Annotated in this window: 20 protein-coding genes and 1 pseudogene; 11 read left to right on the top strand and 10 right to left on the bottom strand. The window is 70.0% G+C overall.

What is annotated here, in order from left to right:
* Positions 1–13: 13 nt before the first annotated feature.
* From Q7P21_RS05615 to Q7P21_RS20475, 4 genes and pseudogenes are all read right to left on the bottom strand, one after another.
* The gene (locus tag Q7P21_RS05615; protein ID WP_304176146.1) at positions 14–439 is read right to left on the bottom strand and encodes a hypothetical protein; all 426 of its coding nucleotides are present in this window, start codon (positions 437–439) and stop codon (positions 14–16) included.
* 71 nt (positions 440–510) lie between these two features.
* The gene (locus Q7P21_RS05610; protein ID WP_304166514.1) at positions 511–870 is read right to left on the bottom strand and encodes a hypothetical protein; all 360 of its coding nucleotides are present in this window, start codon (positions 868–870) and stop codon (positions 511–513) included.
* 309 nt (positions 871–1,179) lie between these two features.
* Positions 1,180–1,560, bottom strand: a complete 381-nt coding sequence (locus Q7P21_RS05605; RefSeq protein ID WP_304176145.1) for a hypothetical protein — start codon at positions 1,558–1,560, stop codon at positions 1,180–1,182.
* Between the two features lie 124 nt (positions 1,561–1,684).
* Positions 1,685–1,855 (bottom strand): annotated as a pseudogene (locus Q7P21_RS20475) (response regulator transcription factor); the annotation flags it as partial.
* A gap of 114 nt (positions 1,856–1,969) precedes the next feature.
* Here Q7P21_RS20475 and Q7P21_RS05600 point away from each other — a divergent pair.
* Genes Q7P21_RS05600 through Q7P21_RS05590 form a run of 3 tightly spaced genes read left to right on the top strand, consistent with a single transcriptional unit; the run spans position 1,970 to position 5,294 of the window.
* Entirely contained in the window at positions 1,970–2,356 is a 387-nt protein-coding gene (locus Q7P21_RS05600; protein WP_304166509.1) for a helix-turn-helix domain-containing protein, read from the top strand.
* A gap of 37 nt (positions 2,357–2,393) precedes the next feature.
* On the top strand, positions 2,394–3,884 hold the full coding sequence (locus Q7P21_RS05595; RefSeq protein ID WP_304176143.1) for a response regulator: 1,491 nt from the start codon (positions 2,394–2,396) through the stop codon (positions 3,882–3,884).
* Positions 3,885–3,929: 45 nt separating this feature from the next.
* On the top strand, positions 3,930–5,294 hold the full coding sequence (locus tag Q7P21_RS05590) for an MFS transporter (RefSeq protein ID WP_304176141.1): 1,365 nt from the start codon (positions 3,930–3,932) through the stop codon (positions 5,292–5,294).
* On the opposite strand, the gene Q7P21_RS05585 is transcribed toward Q7P21_RS05590, so the two are convergent.
* From Q7P21_RS05585 to rlmN, 3 genes are all read right to left on the bottom strand, one after another.
* The gene (locus Q7P21_RS05585; protein WP_304166499.1) at positions 5,291–6,133 is read right to left on the bottom strand and encodes a serine protease; all 843 of its coding nucleotides are present in this window, start codon (positions 6,131–6,133) and stop codon (positions 5,291–5,293) included. The genes Q7P21_RS05590 and Q7P21_RS05585 overlap by 4 nt on opposite strands.
* Before the next feature lie 36 nt (positions 6,134–6,169).
* Entirely contained in the window at positions 6,170–6,598 is a 429-nt protein-coding gene (locus tag Q7P21_RS05580; RefSeq protein WP_304166496.1) for a DUF350 domain-containing protein, read from the bottom strand.
* A gap of 80 nt (positions 6,599–6,678) precedes the next feature.
* Entirely contained in the window at positions 6,679–7,833 is a 1,155-nt protein-coding gene (gene rlmN / locus Q7P21_RS05575; RefSeq protein WP_304166493.1) for a 23S rRNA (adenine(2503)-C(2))-methyltransferase RlmN, read from the bottom strand.
* A gap of 168 nt (positions 7,834–8,001) precedes the next feature.
* On the opposite strand from rlmN, the gene Q7P21_RS05570 reads away from it, so the two are divergent.
* From Q7P21_RS05570 to Q7P21_RS05560, 3 genes are all read left to right on the top strand, one after another.
* Positions 8,002–9,003: an NADPH:quinone oxidoreductase family protein gene (locus Q7P21_RS05570; RefSeq protein ID WP_304176139.1), complete on the top strand. Its 1,002-nt coding sequence runs from the start codon at positions 8,002–8,004 to the stop codon at positions 9,001–9,003.
* A gap of 102 nt (positions 9,004–9,105) precedes the next feature.
* A complete protein-coding gene (locus tag Q7P21_RS05565) occupies positions 9,106–9,975 on the top strand; it encodes an SDR family NAD(P)-dependent oxidoreductase (protein WP_304166488.1) in 870 nt (289 codons plus the stop codon).
* Complete coding sequence (locus Q7P21_RS05560) at positions 9,972–10,910, top strand: DMT family transporter (RefSeq protein WP_304176137.1); 939 nt, start codon at positions 9,972–9,974, stop codon at positions 10,908–10,910. Before Q7P21_RS05565 ends, Q7P21_RS05560 begins: the two co-directional genes overlap by 4 nt.
* Here Q7P21_RS05560 and Q7P21_RS05555 read toward each other — a convergent pair.
* A complete protein-coding gene (locus Q7P21_RS05555; protein WP_304176135.1) occupies positions 10,873–11,976 on the bottom strand; it encodes a serine hydrolase in 1,104 nt (367 codons plus the stop codon). The two genes, Q7P21_RS05560 and Q7P21_RS05555, sit on opposite strands and share 38 nt — an antisense overlap.
* A gap of 159 nt (positions 11,977–12,135) precedes the next feature.
* Here Q7P21_RS05555 and Q7P21_RS05550 point away from each other — a divergent pair, with 159 nt between their 5' ends.
* A complete protein-coding gene (locus Q7P21_RS05550; RefSeq protein ID WP_304166481.1) occupies positions 12,136–12,600 on the top strand; it encodes a BLUF domain-containing protein in 465 nt (154 codons plus the stop codon).
* A 7-nt stretch (positions 12,601–12,607) separates the two neighbouring features.
* Here Q7P21_RS05550 and Q7P21_RS05545 read toward each other — a convergent pair whose 3' ends face one another.
* Positions 12,608–13,033, bottom strand: coding sequence for a YkvA family protein (locus Q7P21_RS05545; RefSeq protein WP_304166478.1), 426 nt, complete (start codon positions 13,031–13,033; stop codon positions 12,608–12,610).
* A 63-nt stretch (positions 13,034–13,096) separates the two neighbouring features.
* Between Q7P21_RS05545 and Q7P21_RS05540 the strand changes: the two genes are divergently transcribed.
* Positions 13,097–13,879, top strand: coding sequence for an SDR family NAD(P)-dependent oxidoreductase (locus Q7P21_RS05540; protein WP_304166475.1), 783 nt, complete (start codon positions 13,097–13,099; stop codon positions 13,877–13,879).
* Between the two features lie 86 nt (positions 13,880–13,965).
* The gene (locus tag Q7P21_RS05535) at positions 13,966–16,680 is read left to right on the top strand and encodes a PAS domain-containing sensor histidine kinase (RefSeq protein ID WP_304176133.1); all 2,715 of its coding nucleotides are present in this window, start codon (positions 13,966–13,968) and stop codon (positions 16,678–16,680) included.
* Between the two features lie 4 nt (positions 16,681–16,684).
* Here the strand turns inward: Q7P21_RS05535 and Q7P21_RS05530 are convergent, their stop codons facing one another.
* Positions 16,685–18,190 carry a helicase HerA-like domain-containing protein gene (locus tag Q7P21_RS05530; RefSeq protein ID WP_304176131.1) on the bottom strand — a complete coding sequence of 502 codons (1,506 nt, stop codon included), beginning with the start codon at positions 18,188–18,190 and terminating at the stop codon, positions 16,685–16,687.
* Between the two features lie 242 nt (positions 18,191–18,432).
* Here Q7P21_RS05530 and Q7P21_RS05525 point away from each other — a divergent pair, with 242 nt between their 5' ends.
* Together Q7P21_RS05525 and Q7P21_RS05520 are read left to right on the top strand one after the other, a co-directional pair.
* Positions 18,433–19,551, top strand: coding sequence for an AI-2E family transporter (locus Q7P21_RS05525; RefSeq protein ID WP_304166468.1), 1,119 nt, complete (start codon positions 18,433–18,435; stop codon positions 19,549–19,551).
* Between the two features lie 212 nt (positions 19,552–19,763).
* Positions 19,764–24,639, top strand: a 4,876-nt coding sequence (locus tag Q7P21_RS05520) for an NAD-glutamate dehydrogenase (protein ID WP_304176129.1), incomplete at its 3' end; no start/stop codon positions are given.

Below are 24,639 nucleotides of genomic sequence, written 5' to 3'. Positions count from 1 at the left end.
GCCTTGAACCAGATCAAGTCGCGGCGGGATCACGGCCGGCCCGCGCCCGGGCCAGGACCGCCGCCCCCAGGCAGCCCAGGACCAGCCAGCTCCAGATCGCCAGGCCGGCGAGATAGGCGCGAATCCGCACTCCGTGATCGACCATGATCGCCAGATGGGTCACCACGGTCAGCAGCTGGAACGCCGTGGCCGGCAGGATCCAGAACCGCTGGGTGGTCAGGCTGAGCCAGAGCATGGCCGCCAGCATCAGGGTGTCGACCGCGAACATGCCCCATTGCGGATCGCCCAGATCTCGCCGGTTCACCAGCAGCACCGTCGCCAGCCAGGCCACCAGATTGATCAGGGCGAAGATCCGCTCCGGCCGTCCGCCGCGCCAGAGCGCAAGGCCCGAGATCGCCACCAGGGCTAAGGCCCAGACCTGTGTGGCCAGCGCATGCACGACGAAGGGCCCCCAGTCCGACCGAGGGCCCCATAATCCGCCGTCCGCGAAGGATGGCAATGCGGCGAGGCTCAGATCGCGGCGCGACGCACGGCCTGCAGGCGCGGCGGGTTCTGGGGGTCGGCCATGGTCGGGGGCTTGTCCACCGTGCCGTACATCACCGCGCCCAGGCCGATCTGCTGCTGCGCCAGGCTGAGCTCCTTGTGGGTTTCGCAGATCGCCCGCCGGGCCAGGGCCAGGGCGGCATAGGCCTCACCCGCCCGCTCCACGGCCTGCTGGCCCACCAGGGCCGAGAGCCCCGCCTGTTCCCGCAAGCCGGGCATGATCCCCGCCAACTGGGCGGCCTTGGCCAGGGCCTTGTCGATGGCGGCCTCGGCCTCGAAGAGGCTCGCGGCCACCTGGTCGGCGATCAGACGTCGTTGCTTGAGCATATGAAATCTCCTTCGCGCCGGCCTCGGACCGGCGCGCTTGGTCTGCTGGGATGGAGCGCGTCTCGCCGGGGCGAGGTCTTCGGGGGTCTCGCGCCCCCTAAGCTTGGGGCGCGGCCCTAGGGGCTGGCGCGAGGTCTGGGCATGAGGGGGCTCCCGCGCCGGTCAGGGCGCGTTGGGAAGGCGAAGGATCAGACGAAGTCTCGCGCTAGGCGAGGTCCTGCAGGGCGTGCAGGCCCGCCAGCACGGCGCCGAAGGCCAGGGCGGTCAGCACCGCAATGGCGCCGATCATCCCCAGCCGGGCGAGGGGGCCTAGGGCGTTTCCCCAGCTTCCGACTCCGGGTCCGGCTGAAAGCCCTCGTCCAGCAGAGCCCAGGTCATGCAGAGGATTTCCCGCAAGACCATTTCCGGCGGCTTGAAGCGTGAGAGCTTCCGGGTTCCGGACACCAGGTCCCGGGCCATGGCGGACTTGATCGGGTCGCCCGCCAGATCGGCCAGCTGGCGCTCCAGCTGGCTCCAGCTGAAGCCCGGCATCGCCACCTCGTTCGCGGTCCTGGCTGGCCAGTTCCGCTCGAAGGCCTCGACCTCCTGATGCAGGTCCAGGGCCCGCCGCAGTGCTGACCGATGGTCGCGATCGATCTGCCCTAGGGCCGAGGAGTTCACCTCCAGCAGGTTTCGAACCCAGTCGTTCATGCGCCGCATCTCCTATTGCGGCCTCATGCAGCCTGACCTCGCCGGTGCTGTCTGTCCTGATCGGGTCCTGTCCTGACGCGATCAGGACATCGCGGTCGAAAACCGCCAGCCGTCGGGCGGCCTCATAGCGGTCTCCGGCCCCCAGCTTCCGCCGGGCGCGGTCGCAATAGGTGTCGACGGAGGTCTTGGACATGCCCAGTTCGCGGGCGATCTGCTTGGAGCTGAGATGCCGGTCCACCAGGCGCAGGCATTCACGCTCGCGCGGCGTCAGCAGAAGGACAGGGTCCCCGGACATGTCTTGCGCCCCGCGCATAAGGCGAACAAGCTAGCGTTGCGCGCCCTTTGGCGTCCAGCGCCATGGTTCAGTCGAAATCCTGAAGCATGCGGAATGCTGGAATGAGGAGGCCCTATGCCCCTAGATGACGCACTGAGCCCTGATCCCGTCGATATGGCGATCGGCGCGCGCATCCGCTTGCGGCGAAAATCGCTGAGTCTCACCCAGGGGGTCCTGGCCGGGCGCATCGGCGTCACCTTCCAGCAGGTCCAGAAGTATGAGCGCGGCGCAAACCGGGTCTCGGGTTCGACCCTGGTGGCCGTGGCCAAGGCGCTGGACACCACCGTCGGCTGGCTGGTCGGCGAGGAGAGCGGCGACGGCGGCGACGCCGAGGCCCTGTTGCAGTCGCTGGCCACCCCCGGCGCCCTGGAACTGCTGGAAGCCTATGCCGGCATAGGCGGGTCGGGCGCGCGCCAGGCCCTGATCGCCCTGGCCCGGGAAATGTCCAGCCGCGAGGTTTGACCCGCCGTTAAACCCCGGCGCCCTAGAACGGGTGTCGATGAGCACCAAGCCCGACCCCCGCGTCACCGCCGAGCAACTGGCCTCTCTGAGCCACGAGTTCCGCACGCCGCTCAATGGCGTGCTGGGCATGGCCCGGCTGCTGGAGGGCACCGGCCTGACCGACGAGCAGCGCACCTATGTCGCCGCCCTGCGGGAATCCGGCGAGCATCTGCTGGGCCTGGTGAATGACGTGCTGGATTTCGCCAAGCTGGGCGCCGGCAAGGTCGAGCTGGTGCCGGCCCGCTTCGAGATCGAGGGCCTGCTGCGCGGGGTCTGCGAGCTGCTCGCCCCCCGGGCCCAGGAAAAGGGACTGGAGATCGCCTGGGCCGCGCCGGCCGGCATGGGCCAGGCCCTGGCCGACGAGGGTCGGCTGCGCCAGATCCTGCTGAACTTCGCCGGCAACGCCATCAAGTTCACCGCCAAGGGCGGGGTGTTGGTCAGCGTCGGCGAGCCCGCGCCCGGCCGCCTGCGCTTCACGGTCGAGGACACGGGCCCCGGCGTCAGCGCCGCCCACCGCGAGAAGATCTTCGAGGCCTTTGGCCAGGCCGATCCGGCCTATGACAGCGTCCAGCTGGGCGGGGCGGGGCTGGGCCTGACCATCGCCCGCACCCTGGCCAGCGCCATGGGCGGAGAGGTCGGCGTCGACACCGCCCCCGGCGGCGGCGCGGCCTTCTGGATCGAAGCCGCCATTCCCCATGCGCCCGCGACGCTGGACAAGGCCCTGGAAGGCCGCATCGTCGGCGTCGCCACCGCCAATCCCATCACCGCCGAAGCGGCGCGGCGCCAGATCGAGGCCTGTGGCGGGACGGTCCTGATCGCCACGGACCCCACCGACCTCGCGGCGACGGCCGAGGTGCTGCTGGTCGACCATGACCTGGCCCCCACCGCCCCGCCGGATGCGCGTCCGGCCCTGATCCTGATCAATCCCGAGGCGCGCAACCGGATCGCCGAATACCGGGCCCGGGGCTTCGCCGGCTATCTGATCAAGCCCCTGCGCCGCGCCTCGGTCGCCGAGCGGGTGCTGGCCGCCGCCGGCCATGAGACCCGCAAGCCCGGACCTGAGGACGAGCGCGTCGCCTCGGCGGTCGCCCCTGGCGCCCGGGTGCTGCTGGTCGAGGACAACGCCATCAACGCCCTCTTGGCCCGCACCCTCCTGACCCGCGAAGGCTGCACGGTCGATCACGCGACCGGCGGAGAGGAGGCCCTGGCCGCCCTGGCTGTGGGCGGCTACGACCTGATCCTGATGGACATGCGCATGCCGGGCCTGTCGGGCCTGGAGACCACGCGGCGGCTGCGCGACCTCGGCGTCGCCACCCCGGTCGTGGCGCTGACCGCCAACGCCTTCGAGGACGACCGCCACGCCTGCCTCGAGGCCGGCATGGACGACTTCCTGGTCAAGCCCCTGGCCAGCGACGCCCTGCGCGCCGTGCTCAGCCGTCTGTCCCGCGGCGGCTGGACGCAGACCCCGGCACGCGCCAAGCTCGGCTGATCGCGCCGGCCGCCCCAGGGCCTCGCGCCCAGGGGAGCCAATCCGATGACCGACACGCCCGCGCCCAAGCGCCGACGCACCGCCGTCGAGGTCCTGGCCGCCCTGCGCCAGCCCAAGATCGCGGTCATGCTGGCGCTCGGCTTCTCCTCCGGCCTGCCCTTCCTCTTGACCGGCAACACCTTCGGCTACTGGCTGCGGGAAGAGGGCACGACGCTCAAGGCCATCGGCTTCCTGTCCTGGGTCGGCCTGGCCTATTCCATGAAGCTGTTCTGGGCGCCGTTGATCGACCGCCTCGACGCGCCGATCCTCGGCAAGTGGCTCGGGCGGCGGCGGGGCTGGATGGTGCTGTCCCAGCTGGCGGTTGGCGCGGGCCTGGTCGGCATGGCCCTGACCGGGCCCCGGGCCGGCCTGACCACGGTCGGCATGTTCGCGGTGATCGTGGCCTTCGCCTCAGCGACCCAGGACATCGTCATCGACGCCTGGCGGATCGAGGCGGCGGATGACGAGGAAGAGCTTGGCCTGCTGTCCTCGGCCTTCCAGCTGGGCTATCGCGCCGCCCTCCTGGCCACCGACGCCCTGATCCTGGTGGTCGCCGCCCGGGTCGGCTGGGCCAATTCCTACATCGCGGCGGGCCTGTGCATGGCCGTGGGCCTGTTCGCGACCCTGAAGGCCTTCGAGCCGACACGGGCCGACACGATCCTGAAGTCCAAGGCGCCCTTGTGGACGCCGCGCGGCTTCTTCGACGCCGTGGTCGGGCCATTCATCGACTTCTTCGCCACCCACAAGGAGCTCGGCTTGCTGATGCTGGTGGCCGTGGCCCTCTATCGCATCCCTGACTTCGTCATGGGGCCGATGGCCAATCCCTATTATCACGACCTGGGCATCACCAAGGACATGGTGGCGACGGTGCGCGGCTCGATCGGCCTGGTCGCCGCCCTGGCCGGCATCGCCGCCGGCGGGGTCAGCGCCATCCGCCTGGGCTTCTTCCCGACCCTGATCATCGGCGCGATCCTGCAGCCCCTGGCGGTGGCCGCCTTCGCCCTGCTCAGCCTCACCGGGGCCAATCTGGGGGTGTTCAGCGCGGTGATGGCCGGCGACAATTTCGCCATGAGCTTCGCGGGCGTCGCCCTGGTGGCCTATATGTCGAGCCTCACGGGACTGGGTTACACCGCCACCCAATACGCCCTGCTGTCCTCGACCTACGCCATGCTGGGCAAGTTCCTGAAGGGCTTCTCGGGAGAGGTCGTCGAGGGCCTGACCCCGGCCCATGGACTGCTCGGGGCCTATGCGGTGTTCTTCGTCGGCGCCGGGCTGATCGGCCTGCCGGCCCTGGTGATGTTCGTGGTTCTGGCCCGCGCCCATGCCCGGCGCGAAGCGCGGCTGGCCGCTGAAGCCGCCTCTGCCGCTTAGGTCCCGGGCGCGGTCGCCAGGCAGATCACCTGGGCGACCCGCAGGTCACGGCGCAAGGCGTCGGCGACCCGGCCGTAATTGTCGGTGGTGACCGACTCGCCCATGGCGAAGGCGGCCGGATGTTCGTGCGCCTCGTTGAGCGTCGCGGCCAGCGTCTCCGGCGCGGTGGTGTAGATCCGGCCCCGGCGCGGGGCCTCGGCCACCGTCACCCCGATCACCCGCCCGGCCCGGTCGAGCGCCGGCGCCCCCGACAACCCGGCCAGGGTGCCCTTCAGCCCATCGGTGCGCCCGGTCTCGGCCCAGACCAGAACCGGCTCGGTGCGCGCGCCCCGGCCCCGCACCACCAGGTTCTCGCGGCCCAGCAGCCGCGAGGTCGCCTCGCCGGCATGGCCCTGGGGGAAACCCGGATGATAGGCCCGGTCGCCCCGCCGCAGCTTCAGCGCCAGGCCGAGCGGCAGGGGCGGAGCCCCGCCCTCGGTGGTCAGGATCGCCGCCTCGCTGTGCGGATCGATATGCACCGTGGCCTCGACGCCCCGGCCCTCGGCCACCACGATTGCGGCCTTGCTGCAGCCTTCGACCACATGGCGGGCCGTGACCCAGACGCCCCGGTCGGCGATGGAGAAGGCCGTGCCGGTGCCCGGCTCGGCCTTGCCCGGCACATCGACCACCACGGAGGGGTCAAAAGGCGAAGCGGGGCCGAGCGGCACGCCTTCCTCGCCCGGCACCGGCGGGGGCGGGGGCGGGGCGTCAGCCCGTTCCTGACGCCCGACAGCGGCGATCAACAGGCCCAGCACCACCGCGGCATAGACCAGCCAGTCGGGCAGCTTGGGGAAATGCATCAGCGCGACTTCGCTGGCGTCACGGCCGTTCCGCCCTCAGCCCGCGACCGCCGCAGCGAGGATCAGGGCGGTGGCGAGCTTGGCGCCGACCAGCAGGGCCGCGGCCGAAACCTCGCCCTCCTGGATCCTCTGGGGCAGGCCGCGCAGCACCAGGTCGACCAGCCGGAAGATCAAGAGCTGGACCATCACCGTGGCCGCCCCCCAGATGCCGATCTCGATGATCGAGGTCGAGGCCGTCAGCGACACCGCCAGCGGAATGGCCAGGCCCAGCATGACGCCGCCCAGGGAGATGGCCGCCGCCGCATTGCCCTCGCGGATCAGGGTGATCTCCTTGTGCGGAGTCAGCAGCACATAGAGGGCGCTGCCCATGAACAGGATCAGCACCGTCACGCCCGCGTGCATCAGGGTGAGGGGGAAGCCCGTAGCGAAGGCCTGGATTTCAGGGGACTGGAGCTGGCTGGGCATGGGGGACCGTTCAGGCGGGGGAGAAGTTTGACTTAGACATGGACGCGCGCCCGTGAGGCAACGGAGTTCGCCTCCGGAGGCTATTCAGCCGCGGCCTCCAGCTTGCGCCTTTCGCTGGCCCGCATCTTTTCGCTCTCGCTCTTCAGCTGGCCGCAGGCGGCCAGGATGTCGCGTCCACGCGGGGTGCGGATCGGCGAGGCGTAGCCGGCGCGGTTGAGGATCGCGGCGAAGGCCTCGATCGCCCCCCAGTCCGAGCACTGGTAGCTGGAGCCCGGCCAGGGGTTGAACGGGATCAGATTGATCTTGGCCGGCACGCCCTTGAGCAGATTGACCAGGGCGCGGGCCTCGGCCGGACTGTCATTGACGCCCTTGAGCATCACATATTCGAAGGTCACCCGGCGCGCGTTCGAGAGCCCCGGATAGGCCCGGATCCCGGCCATCAGCTCGGCGATCGGGTACTTCTTGTTCAGCGGCACCAGCTCATTGCGCAGCGTGTCATTGGTGGCGTGCAGCGAGATGGCCAGCATGGCCTGGGTGCGGGTTCCCAGCGCCTCAAGCTCTGGGACCACGCCGGAGGTCGAGACCGTGATCCGGCGGCGCGAGATCGCGATGCCCTCATTGTCAGCGATGATGTCGATGGCGTCGGCGACGTTGCCCAGATTGTAGAGCGGCTCACCCATGCCCATGAACACGATGTTGGAGAGCCGGCGGTCCTCCTTGGGACTGGGCCATTCCTCCAGGTCGTCGCGGGCGATCTGCACCTGGGCGACGATCTCGGCGGCGGTCAGGTTGCGGACCAGGGCCTGAGTGCCGGTGTGGCAGAAGGTGCAGTTCAGCGTGCAGCCGACCTGGCTGGAGACGCAGAGCGCCCCGGCCCGGCCGACGTCGGGGATATAGACGGTCTCGACCTCGATCCCCGGGGCCATGCGGATCAGCCACTTGCGGGTGCCGTCCCTGGACACCTGGCGCTCGACCACCTCGGGACGGGCCAGGCTGAAGCGCTCGGCGATGGCCGCGCGGGTCTCCTTGGCGACGTCGGTCATGGCGTCGAAATCGGTGACCCCATAGTGGTGGATCCAGCGCCACAGCTGGTTGGCCCGCATCTTGGCCTTGTCAGCCCGCACCACGTCGGCGGCGATCAGGGTCTCGACCAGCCCCTTGCGGGTCAGGCCCGAAAGGTTCGGCTTTTGCGGGGCGCTTTTGGAGACGCGCTTTAGGTCGAGGGTGACGCCCAAGGGGGATGCTCGCTGGCTGGAGAGCCCCCTATATATACAAAGGCTTTCCGCCCTCCAAATGCAGGGCCCCGACCACCACTTCAAACAAATGTTCGCCCCCGGCCTTCCGCCCGCCGCGAGGCTGAGATAGCGTCCGCCAAACTCGAATTTCGAACTGGGAGGACGGACATGAAGGCGTTGTTGAGCAAGGTCGTGGGCGGGCCGGAGACGCTGGTCTTCGAAGAGGTTCCCGCCCTGTCGGCCGGTCCGGGCCAGGCCCTGGTGGCGGTCAAGGCCGTGGGCATCAACTTCCCCGACGTGCTGATCATCGAGGACAAGTACCAGTTCAAGCCGCCACGCCCCTTCTCCCCCGGCGGCGAGCTTTCCGGCGTGGTGAAGGCGATCGGCGAGGGCGTCACCAACGTCAAGGTCGGCGACCGCATCCTGGCCCAGATGGGCAATGGCGCCCTGGCCGAGGAAGTCCTGGTCCCGGCCGGTCGGCTGACCAAGATTCCCGACGCCATGCCCTTCGACGAAGCCGCCGCCTTCCTGATGACCTATGGCACCTCGTTCCACGCCCTGGTCGACCGCGCCCATCTGAAGGCCGGCGAGACCATGCTGGTGCTGGGCGCCGCAGGCGGCGTCGGCCTGGCGGCCGTCGAGCTGGGCAAGGCCATGGGCGCGCGCGTCGTGGCGGGCTGCTCCAGCCAGGAAAAGGTCGACCTGGCCATCGCCCGGGGCGCCGACGCGGGCGTGGTCTATGGCCGCGGCCCCTTCGACCGTGACGGCCAGAAGGCCCTGGGCGCCCTCTTCAAGGAAGCCGGCGGCGCGGACGGCTATGACGTGATCTATGACGCCATCGGCGACGCCTATGCCGAGCCGGCCCTGCGTTCCATCGCCTGGGAAGGCCGCTATCTGGTGGTCGGCTTCGCGGCCGGCGAGATTCCCAAGATCCCGCTGAACCTGGCCCTCTTGAAGGGCTGCGACATCGTCGGCGTGTTCTGGGGGTCCTGGACCGCCAAGAACCCGGACAAGTTCCAGCAGTCGATCAAGGACCTCCTGGCCCTCTACGCCGAAGGCAAGGTGAAGCCCTATGTCTCCGAGCACTTCCCCCTGTCCAAGGGCGCCGACGCCATCGCCCACCTGGGCAGCCGCAAGGCCATGGGCAAGGTCGTCGTCACCGTCGACTGATCGGAATTCGCGGGTCGGGCGGGCGCAAACCCGCTCGACGCCGTGGCGGGCTGCAGTTAGTGATCAACGATAACCTGAAAACAAGGGTCGGGAGGAGACATCATGGCGGGTCGTCTGGACGGTAAGGTCGCGGTCATCACCGGCGGCGTTTCGGGCATTGGCCTGGGGACGGTGGAGCTGTTCGTGGCCGAGGGCGCCCGCGTCATCGCCGCCGACATCCAGGACGAAAAAGGGGCGATGCTGGAGAAGCGCTTCCCTGACAAGGTCCGCTATTCCCATTGCGACGTGACCCAGGAATCCGAGATCGCCGCGACCATGGCTCTGGCCAAGGAGGCCTTTGGCGGACTCGACATCCTGTTCAACAACGCCGGCATCTCCGACCGCATGGGGGCGATCACCGAGGTCACCGCCGATGGCTGGAACTGGATCTTCGACATCCTGGTGCGCGGCCCGGCCTTGGGCATGAAGCACGCCGTGCCGCTGATGCTGGAGCGCGGCGGCGGATCGATCGTCAACACCGCCTCGATCGCCGGCCTGCAGGCGGGCTTCGGCCCCATCGCCTATTCGACCGCCAAGGCCGGCGTGATCCATATGAGCCGTTGCGCCGCCGCCCAGCTGTCGCCGCAGAAGATCCGGGTCAACGCCATCTGCCCGGGCCTGATCGCCACCTCGATCTTCGGCGCCACCATGGGCATGCCCCGCGAAGGCGCCGACCAGCTGGCCGCCATGGTCGCCCAGAACGCCGCCTCCGCCCAGCCGGTGCCCAAGGCCGGCCTGCCCGACGATATCGCCCAGGCGGCGCTCTATCTGTCCTCCGACGCCGCCGCCTTCGTGTCCGGCATCCATCTGGTGGTGGACGGCGGCATCACCGTCGGCGGCCGCCACAGCTGGGATCCCACAGCCGGCTCGCCCTTCGCCCAGATCTTCGGCGAGGCCTTCATGACCCAGATGGCGGGCTCGGACGCCGGGTGACCGCCACCACCCCGGCCGAAGGCCTCGCGCCCAACGTCCGGGGCGCCCTGTGGATGCTGGCCTCGGCTCTGGCCTTCACGGTGATGACCACGCTCGTGAAGTTCCTGGGCGCAGACTATCCGCCGGCCCTGCAGACCTTTTATCGCCAGGCGGCGGGGTTCGCGATCCTGCTGCCGGTCATCGCCCGCCACCGCGGCGCGGCCTTCGCCACCACCCGGCCCGGCATATTGCTGTTCCGGTCCAGCGCCGGCACCATCGGCCTGATCCTGTCCTTCTACGCCTTCCAGAAAATGCCGCTGGCCGACGCCAATGCGCTGTCGTTCACCCGGACCCTGTGGCTGGTGCCGCTGGCCGCCTTCGTGGTGCGTGAAAAGGTCGGACCCTTGCGGATCGGCGCGGCCCTGGTCGGGTTCCTGGGCGTGCTGATCATGGTGCGGCCCGGCGCAGGCGGCCATTTCGCCATCGGCCTGCCGGCGCTGGCCATGCTGGCCTCCTCCTTCCTGTTCGCGCTGACCATCACCGGCATGAAGGTGATGACGCGGGACCATTCGCCCACCGTGCTGCTGGTCTGGGCCGCGAGCCTCGGCCTGATCTTCGCCCTGCCCGGCGCCGTCCTGGCCTGGCGCTGGCCGGCGCCCATGGACCTCGTCCTGCTCTGCGTGATGGGGGCGATGGGGACGGTGACCCAGGCCTGCTACATCCAGGGCATGTCGATCGGCGACGCCGGGGCCATGGCCCCGATCGACTATATCCGGCTGGTGTTCACCACCCTGGCCGGCCTCGTCCTGTTCCACGAGATCCCCGGCCTCCCGACGATGATCGGAGCCGGCGTCGTGGTGGTCTCGACCCTGTTCATCACCTGGCGCGAGCAGGTGGCGGTGAAGCAGGCCCGCGCAGCTATAGCGGTGGAGCGAGCCCTGTCAGAAGCGCCTTGAGCACGGTCCGGGCCGCCGCGTCGCCGCCCATCTCCGCCGAGGCGTTGTCGATCACCAGGGCGCCGTTCCCGGTTCCGGGAAACAGCACGACATAGGCGAACCAGAAGCCGTCCGAGCCGCCATGCACCATCACCGGTCCCTGGCGTCCGGCGATGGCCGGCTGCAGGCCCCAGTCCAGGCCACCGGTTCCGTTGGGCTGGGCGCTCTGCATCAACCTGTAGGAGGCCGCCGACAGCAGGCGGCCATGGCCCCGGGCGCCGGCCAGCTGGTCGAGGTTGAACTTCGCCCAGTCGCCCAGGCTCATGTGCAGATTGCCGGCGGGGGCGAACATGTCGGGATTGCTGGGCCCGACCGGCGCGCCCTTGTCATGGCCCATGGGCTGGCCCGGGCCGGTAGCCGCGAATCCGGCCGTGGTCATGCCGAGCGGCGCGAACACCTCCTGGCGGATCAAGGTCTCATAGGTCTTGCCGGTCGCGCGCTCGGCGACCAGGGCGGCGATCAGGAAGCCGGTGTTGCTGTAGCCGAAATCTGTCCCCGGCGCATAGGCCGGGGCCTCGGCGAGCGCGCGGACGATATAGTCCAGGCGCTGGGCGGCCAGCGGTCGCCGATCCTTGAAGTAGCCGTCGAAGAGGCTCAGGTCGGTGAGGTTCTCCGGCAGGCCGGCATGGTGCGACAGGAGCTGGACCAGGGTCACGGTCCGGTATTCCGGACGCATGCCGCTGGCCAGGTCCGGCAGCATCTTGGCCAGCGGCGCGTCCCAGCTGAGCACCCCGCGATCCACCAGGCGCGCGATCAGGGCCACCGTCTGCGGCTTGGCGGTGGATCCGATGATCCAGCGGTCATCGAGCCGGACCGCCGCCGGCTGATCGGCGCGCCGGACGCCGCGCACCGCCACGGCCTCGACCTTGCCGTCTCGGATCACCACCGCGCCCATGGCCGGGACCTGGCCCTCCGCCATGGCCGAGGCCAGCAAAGCCTGGAGTTCGCCGGGCGTTTCCGCGCGGGCGGTTGAGGCCAGGCTGATCAGGCCCAGGGCCGCGAGGGCGGCGATCCATTTCGACAGCATGCGGTCCATCCCGTGCGACAAGAGAGCGCGCTGGCCTAGGCTAAGCCGCAGACAACGCAAGTGAACTTCTGTTCAGACGAACGGCTTGGTCGGCGGGGTTGATCCCACCCCTGAGGACATAGGCGATTTGTTAGCCACCCTAGGCGCAAGCTGCCGCCAATGTCCGAAGCGATTTCCAGCAGCCGCTCGCTGCACCGCCTGCTCTATTCGAGCCGCCAGAAGTTCGGCCCTGGCGTCGATGTCGACGCCGAGGTCGAAGCCATTGTCCTGACCTCGGCGCTGAACAACGCCCTGGTGGGCGTGACCGGCCTGCTGCTGGCTCACGAGGGCTGGTTCGTCCAGGCGCTGGAGGGCCCGGCCCAGGCGGTGATGACCACCTATCAGCGCATCCTCAACGACCCGCGCCATGCCGACAGCCGCGTGCTCTCGGCCGGGCCGGCCGAGCAGCGTGAGTTCGGGGACTGGGACATGTGCGCGCGCCGCATCAGCGCGACCGACGACGCGATCCTGACGACGCTGGCCCAGCGCCAGGCCTTCGACCCCACAACCCTGTCCGCCGCCGCCGCGCTGCGCCTGCTGAAGACCGTGGCCGGCATCAAGCAGCGCACGACCCGGGTGGCCTGAGCCCCGCCTAGGGCTCTCCCGCCAGCTTCGCCAGCAGCGCCTGGGCGGCGTCCTTGTGCGCCGGCTTCAGGTTCTTGCCGACCAGGGCGATCACCGCCGCCAGCACGGCGGCGTCGTCGGTGAAGCCGATCACGCCGAGGAAATCCGGGATCGCGTCGGTGGGCAGCACGAAATAGGCCAGCGCCGCCATCATCAGCCCCTTGGCGGCCACGGGCGTCTGCGGATCACGGGCGCAGTACCAGACCGAGATCAGGTCGGCGGCGAAGGGGATCTGGGTCGCCACCTTGCGCAGCTTGGGCCAGAAGCCCTCGGCGACCCGGCGTTCATTGACCTGGACCACCGCCGGAATCAGCGCCCGGGAGGGGTCGAGGGCCCCGGCGGGGTCGATTCCGCCGCCCTTGACGTGGCGTGAGTCTTTTGGAGCGGCGCTCATCGGGCTAAAGGCTCGGCTTCGAACGGTTTGAGCACTTTAACCGAGAACGGGAGCGCAGCGTCCATGAAACTCGATTCCTCCATTTCCGCCGTCATCACCGGCGGCGCCTCTGGCCTCGGCGAAGCCACCGCCCGGGCCCTGGCCGCCCAAGGCGTCAAGGTCGCCATCTTCGACATGAACGAAGCCAAGGGCGAAGCGGTCGCCAAGGAACTCGGCGGCGTGTTCTGCAAGGTCAATGTGACCTCGGAAGAAGAGGTCGACGCCGGCTTCGCCAAGGCCCGCGCCGCCATCGGCCAGGAACGCATCCTGGTCAATTGCGCCGGCACCGGCAACGCCATCAAGACCGCCAGCCGCGACAAGACCACCGGCGCGATCAAGCACTTCCCGCTCGACGCCTTCAACATCATCATCCAGATCAACCTGGTCGGCACCTTCCGCTGCATCGCCAAGTCGGCGGCCGGCATGCTGACCCTGGACCCGACCGAGGACGGCGATCGCGGCGCGATCGTCAACACCGCCTCCGTCGCGGCCGAGGATGGCCAGATCGGGCAGGCGGCCTATTCGGCGTCCAAGGGCGGCGTGGTCGGCATGACCCTGCCCATCGCCCGCGACCTGTCGAACGACGCCATCCGGGTGAACACCATCCTGCCGGGCATCTTCAACACCCCGCTCTTGGCCGCCGCGCCGGAAGCGGTGAAGGCCGCCCTGGGCGCCCAGGTCCCGCATCCCAAGCGTCTCGGCAATCCCGAGGAATACGCCCAGCTGGCCCTCACCATGATCACCAACGCCTATTTCAACGGCGAGGACGTCCGCCTGGACGGCGCCATTCGGATGGCGCCGCGCTAAACGCGCGGAACGCGCCGCAGGCTTGCGCGTTCCCCCGGCTTAGGGGCTCATTGGGTTGAGCTCGGGGGTCGGGGGACGTCTGCATCATGAGCGCACGATGGGCGGGGCGGTTCTCGACTGTTCTTGAACGTCCCGCCGTCGCCTATGCGGCCGCCCTCGCGGCGGTCGCGGCTGCGGCCCTGGTGCGGGGCGCAGCGGGGATGTTCATGCAGAACGCCCCCAATTTCATGGCCTTCTTCCCGGCCATATTGTTCGCCGCCATGGTCGCCGGCCCGAGGGGCGGCGTCGCGGCGACCCTGGCCAGCGTCGGCCTGGTCTGGACCCTGTTCCTGCACGATGAGAGCGCCGCCGAGCTGTGGCGGACCGAGCGCATCCAGCTTGGGCTGTTCGCGGTCACCGGCGGACTGACGGTCTGGCTGGCCACGGCCTTGCGCCAGGCCCTGCTGCGCGGCGCGGTGATCGAGGAACGCCTGGCCATCGTCCAGGCCCAGGCGCTGGACGCCTTCGTCATACTGGAGCCGGTGCGCACGGACGGCGCGATCGTCGACTTCACCTGGATCTACGCCAACACCGCCGCCGACCGCACCACGCCGGGGGCCAAGGGGGGGCTGACCGGCCGCCGGGTGCTGGACGTGTTTCCCGACGAGACCGGCGCCGACATGGTGCGCCGCCTGTCGGCGGCCCTGAGCGCGGGCGGGCCGGACGACATCGAGGTGCGCCGGGTGATCGACGGCCAGGAGCGCTGGATGCGCTCTTCGGCCCTGCCGCTCGCCGATGGAGTGGCGGTGACCTTCCGGGACGTGACCGCGCAACGCGAGGCCGAGGCCGTCGCCCGGCGCAGCCGCGACCAGTTCGAGCACATCGCCAACGCCGCCCCGGTGATGATCTGGATGAGCGGGCCCAGGCTGGGGGCCACCTGGTTCAACGCCTCGTGGCTGGCCTTCACCGGCCGGGCCCTGGAGGCCGAACTGGGACGAGGCTGGTCCGAGGGCGTCCATCCCGAGGACCTGGAGCGGCTGCTCGTCAACTACGCTCAGGGGTTTGACCAACGCCAGACCCTGAGGATCGAATATCGGCTGCGCAACGCCCAGGGCCAGCACCGCTGGCTGGATGAGGTGGCCTCGCCCTCCTTCGACGCCGACGGGACGTTCACGGGCTATATCGGCGCCTGTGTCGACGTCACCGAGCGGCGGACGGCGGAACAGGCTCTGCGCAGCGGCGAGGCCCGGGTCCGCGCCCTGGTCGATTCCCTGCCCCAGCTCCTGTGGTCCAACCGGGTGGACGGGTTCTGCGACTATCTGAGCCCGCAGTGGGTGGCCTATACCGGTGTCCCCGCCGAGCAGCACCGGGGTGACGGCTGGCTGGAGGCGATCCACCCCGACGACCGCGACCCGGTCCGCGCCGCCTGGGCGGCGGCCATCGCCGGGACGGCGGCGTTCGACGTCGAATATCGGATCCGCCGGCATGACGGGGCGTGGCGCTGGTTCAGCGGCCGGGCCTCGGCGGTGCGCGAGGAGGACGGCGCGGTGCGGCGCTGGTTCGGCTCCTCCTCCGACATCACCGAGATCGTCGCGGCGCGCAGCGACCTGGAGGCGGCGGTGGCCGATCGCACCCGCGAGCTGCAGGAGAGCCTGGAGGAACGCGCCCGGGCCGAGGCGGCCCTGGCCCAGGCCCACCGGCTGGAGACGCTGGGTCGGCTGACCGGCGGGGTGGCCCACGACTTCAACAACCTGCTCACGGTGATCATCGGCGGGCTGGACATGATCCTCAAGCGGCCGGCCGACACCGAGCGGGTCACCCGCCTGGCCGAGGCGGCCCTGTCGGCGGGGCGCCGGGGCGAGCGCCTGACCCGTCAACTACTGGCCTTCGCGCGGCGTCAGGAGCTGAAGCCCGAGATCGTCGACCTCAGCCGGTTGATCGCCCAGGCCGAACCCCTGGTGCTGCGCGCCGTGGGGGCCGGGGTGGAGCTCTCCCTGGAGCTGGAGCCCGAGGTCGGCGCCGCGCGCCTGGATCCGGCCCAGTTCGAGGCCGCCCTGCTAAACCTGGTGGTCAACGCCGCCGACGCGGTGGGAGACCGTGGCCGGGTGACGGTCCGCGCCCAGCGCCGCCAGCTGGAGCTCGGCGAAGTCCAGGGGATCGGCGCAGGACCCTATGTGGCGATCTCGGTGACCGACACCGGCCCCGGCATGAGCCCCGAGGTGATCCAGCGCGCCTTCGAACCCTTTTTCACCACCAAGGAAGTGGGCAAGGGCACCGGCCTGGGCCTGGCCCAGGTCTATGGCTTCATCAGCCAGTGCGGCGGCGCGGTGGCGATCGACAGTTCGCCGGGCGAGGGCGCGACCGTCACCCTCTATGTGCCGGTGGCCGAGGGGACGGCGGAGCCCGAGGCCGAGGCGCCGGACCCGCCCGGACCGGGGGCGGCGCTGAGCGCCCATGTGCTGCTGGTCGAGGACGATGAGGCGGTGCGGGCGGTGACCGAGAGCCTGCTGGCCGAACTGGGTTGCCGAGTGACCGCCGAGCCGGACGCCCGGGGCGCCCTCAGCCGCCTGATCGCCGGTGAAGCCTTCGACCTGATGCTGTCGGACATCGTCATGCCCGGCGGCATGAGCGGGGTGGAGCTGGCCCAGGCGGCGGCGGCCCGCGACCCGGACCTGCCGATCCTGCTGACCACCGGCTATGCCGGCGACCGGTTCGGCGACGGGGCGGCGGAGGTGGCCTGGCCGGTGCTGCGCAAGCCGTTCCGCGCCGACCAGCTGGAGGCCATGGTCCGCGATGTGCTGGCCCTGGCGGAAGAGAACTGAGGCCTCAGCGCCGACGCCCGCGGCTGTTGGAGCTCAAGCCCCCCAGGACGCCCCGGATCAGTTCGCGGCCAACCTGGGTCCCGATGGTGCGGACCATGGAGATGGCGAAGGCCTCCATCGCCGTCTGGCGGCCGGAGGCGCGGGCGCGCGGCGCAGGCGGGTCGTCGCGCGGGGTGGTCGGAACCGAGGCGCGGCCGGCCCTGGGAGCCGGCGCGTCCTGCGCCTCCGTCGCGGCGGCGGCGCGAGCCTTGAGGGTCTCGAAGGCGGATTCGCGGTCCAGGGCCTGGTCATAGAGGCCCTTCACCGGGCTGCGCGCGATCACCGCCGTCCGCTCCTCGGGGGTCAGGGGACCCAGCCTGGAATTGGGCGGGCGGATCAGGGTCTTCTCGACCATGGTCGGGGCGCCGCGCTCATCCAGCACCGAGACCAGGGCCTCGCCGACCCCCAGGCCCTGGATGGCCTCGGCGGTGTCGAAGGCCGGATTGGCCCGGAAGCTGTCGGCCGCCGCCCGCAGGCCGCGCTGCTCGACCGGGGTGTAGGCGCGCAACGCATGCTGGATACGGTTGCCCAGCTGGCCCAGCACGGTCTCGGGGATGTCGGCGGGGTTCTGGGTGACGAAATAGACCCCCACCCCCTTGGAACGGATCAGCCGCACCACCTGCTCGACCTTTTCCAGTAGGGGCTTGGGGGCGTCGCGGAACAGCAGGTGGGCCTCGTCGAAGAAGAACACCAGCTTGGGCTTCTCCGGATCGCCGACCTCGGGCAGTTCCTCGAACAGCTCCGACAACAGCCAGAGCAGGAAGGTGGCGTAGAGCCTGGGGCTGGCGATCAGCTTGTCGGCGGCCAGCACGCTGACGAAGCCGCGCCCCGCGCCGTCGGTGCGCATCAGGTCGGAGAGCGCCAGGGCGGGCTCGCCGAACAGCTTGGCGCCGCCCTGGTCCTCGAGCACCAGCAGCTTGCGCTGGATGGTGGCGACGGTGGCGGCCGAGACATTGCCGTATTTGGCGCCCAGCTCGGCGGCGTGTTCGGAGGCGTAGGACAGGGCCGCCTGCAGGTCCTTGAGGTCGAGCAACAGCAGGCCCTCGTCGTCGGCGGCGCGGAACACCACCGTCAGCACCCCCTCCTGGACGTCGTTGAGCTCCAGCATCCGGGCGATCAGCAGCGGGCCCATCTCCGAGACCGTGGCGCGGATCGGATGGCCCTGGTCGCCGAACAGGTCCCAGAACACCACCGGGGCGGCGTCGGGATGCAGGGTCAGGTTCATGGCCGCCGCCCGGGCCAGCATCTTCTCATTGGGGGCGCCCGCTGCGGCCACCCCGCAAAGGTCGCCCTTCACGTCGGCGCAGAACACCGGGACGCCGGCGTCCGACAGCCCCTGGGCCAGGGCCTGCAGGGTGACGGTCTTGCCGGTGCCGGTGGCCCCGGCCACCAGGCCATGGCGGTTGGCGCGGTCGAGCCGCAGGCTCTGAGGATGGTCCGAGAACCCGATCAGCACACCGTCGTCGGCCATGGAAACCTCCCGCGATTCAACAGGCCTCCAGGCTATCGGTCCGCCCCCTTGGGCGCCACTGCCCGCCCCGCCCAGCCCGGGTTCCGGAGCAAGATTTTCGAGTCCCCCCTGGGGCGACGGGGCGGGCCGTGCGCGTCGACGCGCCCATTCGCCAAAGAAAGCCGCCTTTTTGCCCGGTGACTCGGTCTAGAAACGGGTTGCATTGTCGCTGCCCGCCACCGCGATGGGGAAAAACAGACCGCATGCCCGCCGCCAAGCCGAGCGCCCACACCCATCCCGCCCAGATCATCCTGGCGGTGATCGCCGCCGGCGCCGCGATCTACGCCCTGGCTGACATCCTGACCCCGCCGGCCATGGCCCTGTTCCTGGCCATCGTCATCGACGGTTTCGCCCGGGTGCTGGAACGCCGGGTGACCTGGATCTCCAAGGCCTCGGCCATGCCGATCGCCATCGTGCTGTCGATCGTGCTGTTCGGCGCCGCAGTGTTCGTGATCGGCGACAACGCCTCGAGCTTCGCGGCCAAGCTGGTCACCTATCTGCCCAAGCTCAACGCCCTGATCGCCCGGGGCGCCGGCCTGGCCCACCTGGACGTGGCGCCGACCGTCGATGAGCTGATCACCCGGCTCAATCCGTCGAAATATCTGGGCGACGTGGCCAAGGGTTTCCAGACCTTCGCCTCCAACGCCATCTTCATCCTGATCTATCTGGGCTTCATCCTGGCCTCGCGCCGGTCCTTCGACCGAAAGCTGGTCAATCTGTCGGGCAACCGCGCCCAGCGCCACGAAGCCATGGAGGCTTTCAGCCGCATCCGCGACGGGGTCGAACAGTATCTTTGGGTCCAGACCGTCACCGGCCTGATGATCGCCGTGGCCTCCTGGGCGGTGATGGCCCTGCTGGGGCTGGAGAACGCGGTGTTCTGGGCCTTCCTGATCTTCATCGCCTCCTACATCCCGATCATTGGCGGGGCGATCGGCATTCTGGCGCCGCCTTTGTTCGCCCTCGTCCAGTACGACACCGTCTGGCAGGCGATCGTGCTGATCAGCGTGCTGCAGACCATCCAGTTCGTGGTCGGCAATGTGATCCTGCCGCGGATGCAGGGCGACAGCCTGAACATCGACCCGGTCGTGGTGCTGCTGTCGCTGGCCTTCTGGGGCGCGGTCTGGGGCGTGCCGGGCATGTTCCTGTCCACGCCGCTGACGGTGATCGCCATGGTGGTCTGCGCCCAGTTCGACGGCGCCCGCTGGGTGGCGGTGCTGCTCTCGGCCAATGGCAGCCCCGACAAGCTCAAGGACCGCAAGACACCGGTCAGTCCCGACGAGGGTCCAGCCCCCAAGCTTGACCATGACGTCACGCAAGCGTGAAGACGACACAACACAGGGGTCTTAAACTTGGCCGCTTACTTCCTATCTGAGTTGGGCTCGGGCGAGTCCCGACTTAGCGCCGCCCGCCAATACAGCCCCCGGGCGCCGCAAGTACCGAGTGTTCCGCCTCCCCCCAAAGGCGGGACCACACGCCGCCGGACACTCTCCTCCGGCGGCGTTCTCGCGTCTGAGGCCCATCGCGAGACCGCCCCATGACCGCCGCCGCCAAAGCCCACACCCACGCCGCCGCCGTGAAGGCGCTGAAGGCCGCCTTCGCCCAGACCCCGGACAGCGAGGCCGCGCGCGACTTCATCGCCGAGGCCGGCCGCGACCTGGTCCCCGACGAATTGCCGGAGCTGACGCCGGAGGATCTGGCCGCCAGCCTCGTCGACTTCTGGGCCTTCGGCGCCCAGCGCAAGGGGGCGGGCCCCACGATCCGCCTGGTCGCCATGGCCCAGGGACTGGACCGGCTGGAGATCGTCCAGAACGACGCGCCCTTCCTGGTCGACAGCGTGATGGGCGAGATCACCGAACAGGGCCTGTCGGTCCGCGCCATGTTCCACCCGGTCGTCGAGGTCCGCCGCGACCGCAAGGGCGTCCGCCTTGAGGCGACCGAGGCCGGCGCGCCGCACCGGGAATCCATGATTCAGGTGATGCTGGACCGGGTCGGCGCCGACCGCGAGGCGGCCCTGATCGCCGGGCTGAAGGCGTCGCTGGCCGATGTCCGCGCCGCCGTCGATGATTTCCCCGCCATGCTGGCCCTGATGGGCCGCACGGTCAGCGAGGTGAAGGCCCTGCCCCTGACCGGCAAGGCCGCCGCCCGGCGCGACGAGGACGTCGCCTTCCTGTCCTGGCTGAAGGACGAGCACTTCGTCTATCTGGGCGCCCGGGTCTATGAGTACCCGCGCCTGCCCAATGGCGACTACGCCCCGGAGGAGCCGCTCTATCAGCCCCAGGACGGGCTGGGCGTGCTGCGCGATCCGGCCCGCACGGTGCTGCGCCGCTCCTCCGAGCCCGCCGTGCTCTCGGCCCAGATCCGCAACCGGCTGGCCGATCCCATGGTGGTGGTGGCGAAATCCAATGTCCGCTCCCGCGTCCATCGGCGCGGCTACATGGACTATGTCGGGATCAAGCGGTACGGCGCCGACGGCAAGCCCTCGGGCGAGATCCGCTTCGTCGGCCTGTTCACCTCCGAGGCCTATGACCAGCCGGCCACCGAGGTGCCGCTGGTCCGCGCCAAGGTCGAATGGGTCCTGGCCCGGGCCCACGCCGAGCCGGGCAGCCACAACGCCAAGCGGCTGAAGAACATCCTCGAAAACCATCCGCGCGACGAGCTGTTCCAGACCACCGAGGAGGAGCTCAAGGACCTGGCGCTGGGCGTGCTGCACCTCTACGACCGCCCGCGCGTGCGGCTGTTCGAGCGCCGCGACCCTTATGACCGCTTCGCCGCCGTGCTGATGTATGTGCCGCGCGAGCGCTATGATTCCGGCCTGCGGGCCCGGGCCGGCGAGATGTTGGCCAAGGCCTATGGCGGCCGGGTCTCGGCCTATTACCCCTATTTCTCCGACACCCCCCTGGCGCGGGTCTATTTCATCATCGGCTTCACGCCGGGCGACCATCGGGTTCCCGACTTCAAGGCCCTGGAGACCCAGATCGCGGCCGCCGCCCGCACCTGGGAGGACCGGTTCAGCGACGCCGTGCGGCTGTCGGGCCGCTCCAGCGATCAGGTCGCCGACGTCCTGGCCCGCTATGGCCAGGCCTTCCCGGCCGGCTATCGCGACCGCTATGACGCCACAGAGGCCCTGGCCGACCTGGCGGTGATCGAGGCCCATGGACCGGGCGACGGCATCCAGGTCCGCGCCTATCGCGGCCTGGGCGACGGCAAGACCCAGTTCCGCTTCAAGCTCTATCGTCCGGGCGAGCCCGCACCCCTGGCCGACGTCCTGCCCGTGCTGGAGAACATGGGGTTGAAGGCCATGGTCGAGACCGGATTCCCGGTCACCCGGCCAGGCGCCCCGCCGGTCTGGGTCCATGACTTCGACCTGCTGGACGAGCGCGGCGAGCACCTGGTGTTCGCCGATGTGAAACAGGCCTTCGAGGAGGCCTTCATCGCCGTCTGGGACGGTCGCAGCGAGAATGACGGCTTCAACCGCCTGGTGCTGGAGCTGTCGATCTCCTGGCGCGACGCGGCCCTGATCCGGGCGCTGGCCCGCTACCGCCAGCAATCCGGCCTCGACCCCAGCCAGAGGGTGCAGGAGGCGGCGCTCGCCAACCATCCCGGCGTGGTGCGGCTGATCCTCGACCTGTTCCGCACCAAGTTCCACCCGGCGATCCGCGCCGACCTGGATGAGCGACGCAAGCAGGCCGCCGCCGTCATGGGCGAGATCGTCGAGGCCCTGCAGCTGGTCGACAGCCTGGACGAGGACCGGGTCCTGCGCCGCCTGGCCCTGCTGGTGGGCGCGATCCTGCGCACCAACTACTACCAGCCCGCCGCCGACGGGACGCCCCGGCCCTATATCAGCTTCAAGGTCGCCTCCGGGGAACTGGCCGACCTGCCGGCCCCCAAGCCGTTCCGCGAGATCTTCGTCTCGGCGACCCATGTGGAGGGCGTCCACCTGCGCTTCGGCCCGGTGGCCCGGGGCGGCCTGCGCTGGTCCGACCGCCGCGACGACTTCCGCACCGAGGTGCTGGGGCTGGTGAAAGCCCAGCAGGTCAAGAACGCGGTGATCGTGCCGGTGGGCTCAAAGGGCGGCTTCTATCCCAAGCAATTGCCCAAGGCCGGCTCAGCCGACGCCGTGCGGGCCGAGGGGATCCGCGCCTATCGGACCTTCCTCAACGGCCTGTTGGATATCACCGACAATCTCACCCCCGACGGCAAGGTGGTGCATCCGGACCATGTCGTCGTCCATGACGGGGATGATCCCTATCTGGTGGTCGCCGCCGACAAGGGCACGGCGACCTTCTCCGACATCGCCAATGGCATAGCCGAATCCTACGGGTTCTGGCTGGGCGACGCCTTCGCCTCCGGCGGGTCGGCCGGCTATGACCACAAGGTCATGGGCATTACGGCGCGCGGCGCCTGGGAAGCGGTGAAGCGTCACTTCCGCGAACTGGGCAAGGACATCCAGTCGCAGCCCTTCACGGTGGTGGGCGTCGGCGACATGTCCGGCGACGTGTTCGGCAACGGCATGCTGCTGTCGACCCACACCCGGCTGCTGGCCGCCTTCGACCACCGCCATATCTTCGTCGATCCCGATCCGGATGAGGCGGCCTCCTACGCCGAGCGCGCGCGGATGTTCGCCCTGCCCCGTTCGTCCTGGGACGACTATGACCGCAAGGCGATCTCCAAAGGCGGCGGGGTGTTCCCGCGCAGCCAGAAGGCCATCGAGCTCACCCCCGAAATCCGCGCGCTGCTGGAGATCAAGGCCGAGACGGTGACCCCGGCCGAACTGATGACGGCCATCCTCAAGGCGCCCGCCGAGCTGCTCTATCTCGGCGGCATCGGCACCTATGTGAAGGCCAAGGGCGAGAGCCACGCCGAGGTCGGCGACAAGGCCAATGACGCCAGCCGGGTCAATGGCGCCGAGCTGCGGGTCAAGGTGGTCGGCGAAGGGGCCAATCTCGGCCTGACCCAGGCCGGCCGCATCGAGTTCGCGCTCAAGGGCGCCGGAGGGATCGGCGGCAAGATCAACACCGACGCTATCGACAATTCGGCCGGGGTCGATTCCTCCGACCACGAGGTCAATATCAAGATCGCCACCGGGGTGCTGGAGCGCACCGGGGTCCTGACCCGGCCCAGCCGCGACAAGCTGCTCCGGTCCATGACTCCGGACGTCGCGGCCCACGTGCTGATCCACAACACCGACCAGACCCTGGCCCTGTCGCTGATGGACCTGGACACGGTGGGCGAGCTGGAGCCCCACGCCCAGTTGATGGCCAAGCTGGAAGCCGAGGGCCGGCTCGACCGCGCCGTCGAGGGCCTGCCCGACGCCACGGTGATCGCAGAACGCGCCGCCGCCGGCCTGGGCCTGACCCGGCCGGAGGAGGCCATGCTGCTGGCCTATGGCAAGCTGGAGCTCAGCCACGACATGGTGGCCTCCACGGCGCCGGACGATCCCTGGTTCGAGCAGATCCTCGAAGGCTATTTCCCCAAGGGCCTGCGCAAATACGCCGACGTGCTGAAGCGCCACCGGCTGCGGCGCGAGATCATCGCCACCGTGGTGGCCAATGACGCCATCAATCGTTGCGGCCCCTCCTTCCCCACCCGGCTGATGGCGGCGGCCTCCTGTGACGCGCGGGCCTTCGTCACTGGCTATGAGGCGGCCAAGGTGGTGCTGGACCTGCCCCGGCTGTGGGACGCGGTGGCGGCGCTGGACAACCAGATCCCGGCCGCCGGCCAGATGGCGCTGTTCCGCCGCCTGGCCTACACACTGCGCGGCCAGACCTTCTGGCTGGCCCGCCGGGCCTTCCGCGAGGGGCTGAAGGTCCAGCCCCTGATCAACCGCTACGCCCCGGGCGCCAGCGCCCTCAAGGCAATGGGTTCGGACATCCTGTCCCCGGTGGAACAGGGCCAGCTGGAGGCCCAGACCGCCAAGCTGGTCGCGGCCGGCGCGCCGGAGGCCCTGGCCCGCCAGGTCGCCGGCCTGCAGCCCCTGACCATCACCGCCGACCTGGTCGACCTGGCCGAGGCCTCGAGCTGGACCCTGCCGCAGGTGGCCAGGCTCTATTACGAGACTGGCGCGCGCTTCGCCTTCGACCGGCTGCGCGCCGCAGCCGGCGGCTTCACGGCCGGGGACGCCTTCGAGCGGGTGGCGGTGCGCCGGCTGCTGGAAGACCTGCTGGCCGAACAGGCGGCGGTCACCCGGGCGATCATGGCCTTCGCCGGCTCGTCCGACGCCGGCGCCGACCCCGCCCGCGCCCGGGCCAGCGTCGCCTCCTGGGCGGCCCTGCGCCGCGAGACCGTGGAGAGCGCCGCCAAGGCCATCGAGGAGATCGAGGCCGCCAGCGGCGGCTGGACCTTCGCCAAGCTCACCATCGCCAATGCGGCCTTGCGGGAGCTGGCGGCGGAGGGGCCGAAGGGCAAGCGGT

This window comes from Phenylobacterium aquaticum (genome assembly GCF_947378715.1).
GTDB classification, from domain to species: Bacteria; Pseudomonadota; Alphaproteobacteria; order Caulobacterales; family Caulobacteraceae; genus Phenylobacterium; species Phenylobacterium aquaticum_A.
This window is presented reverse-complemented; position numbering and strand designations above follow the sequence as displayed.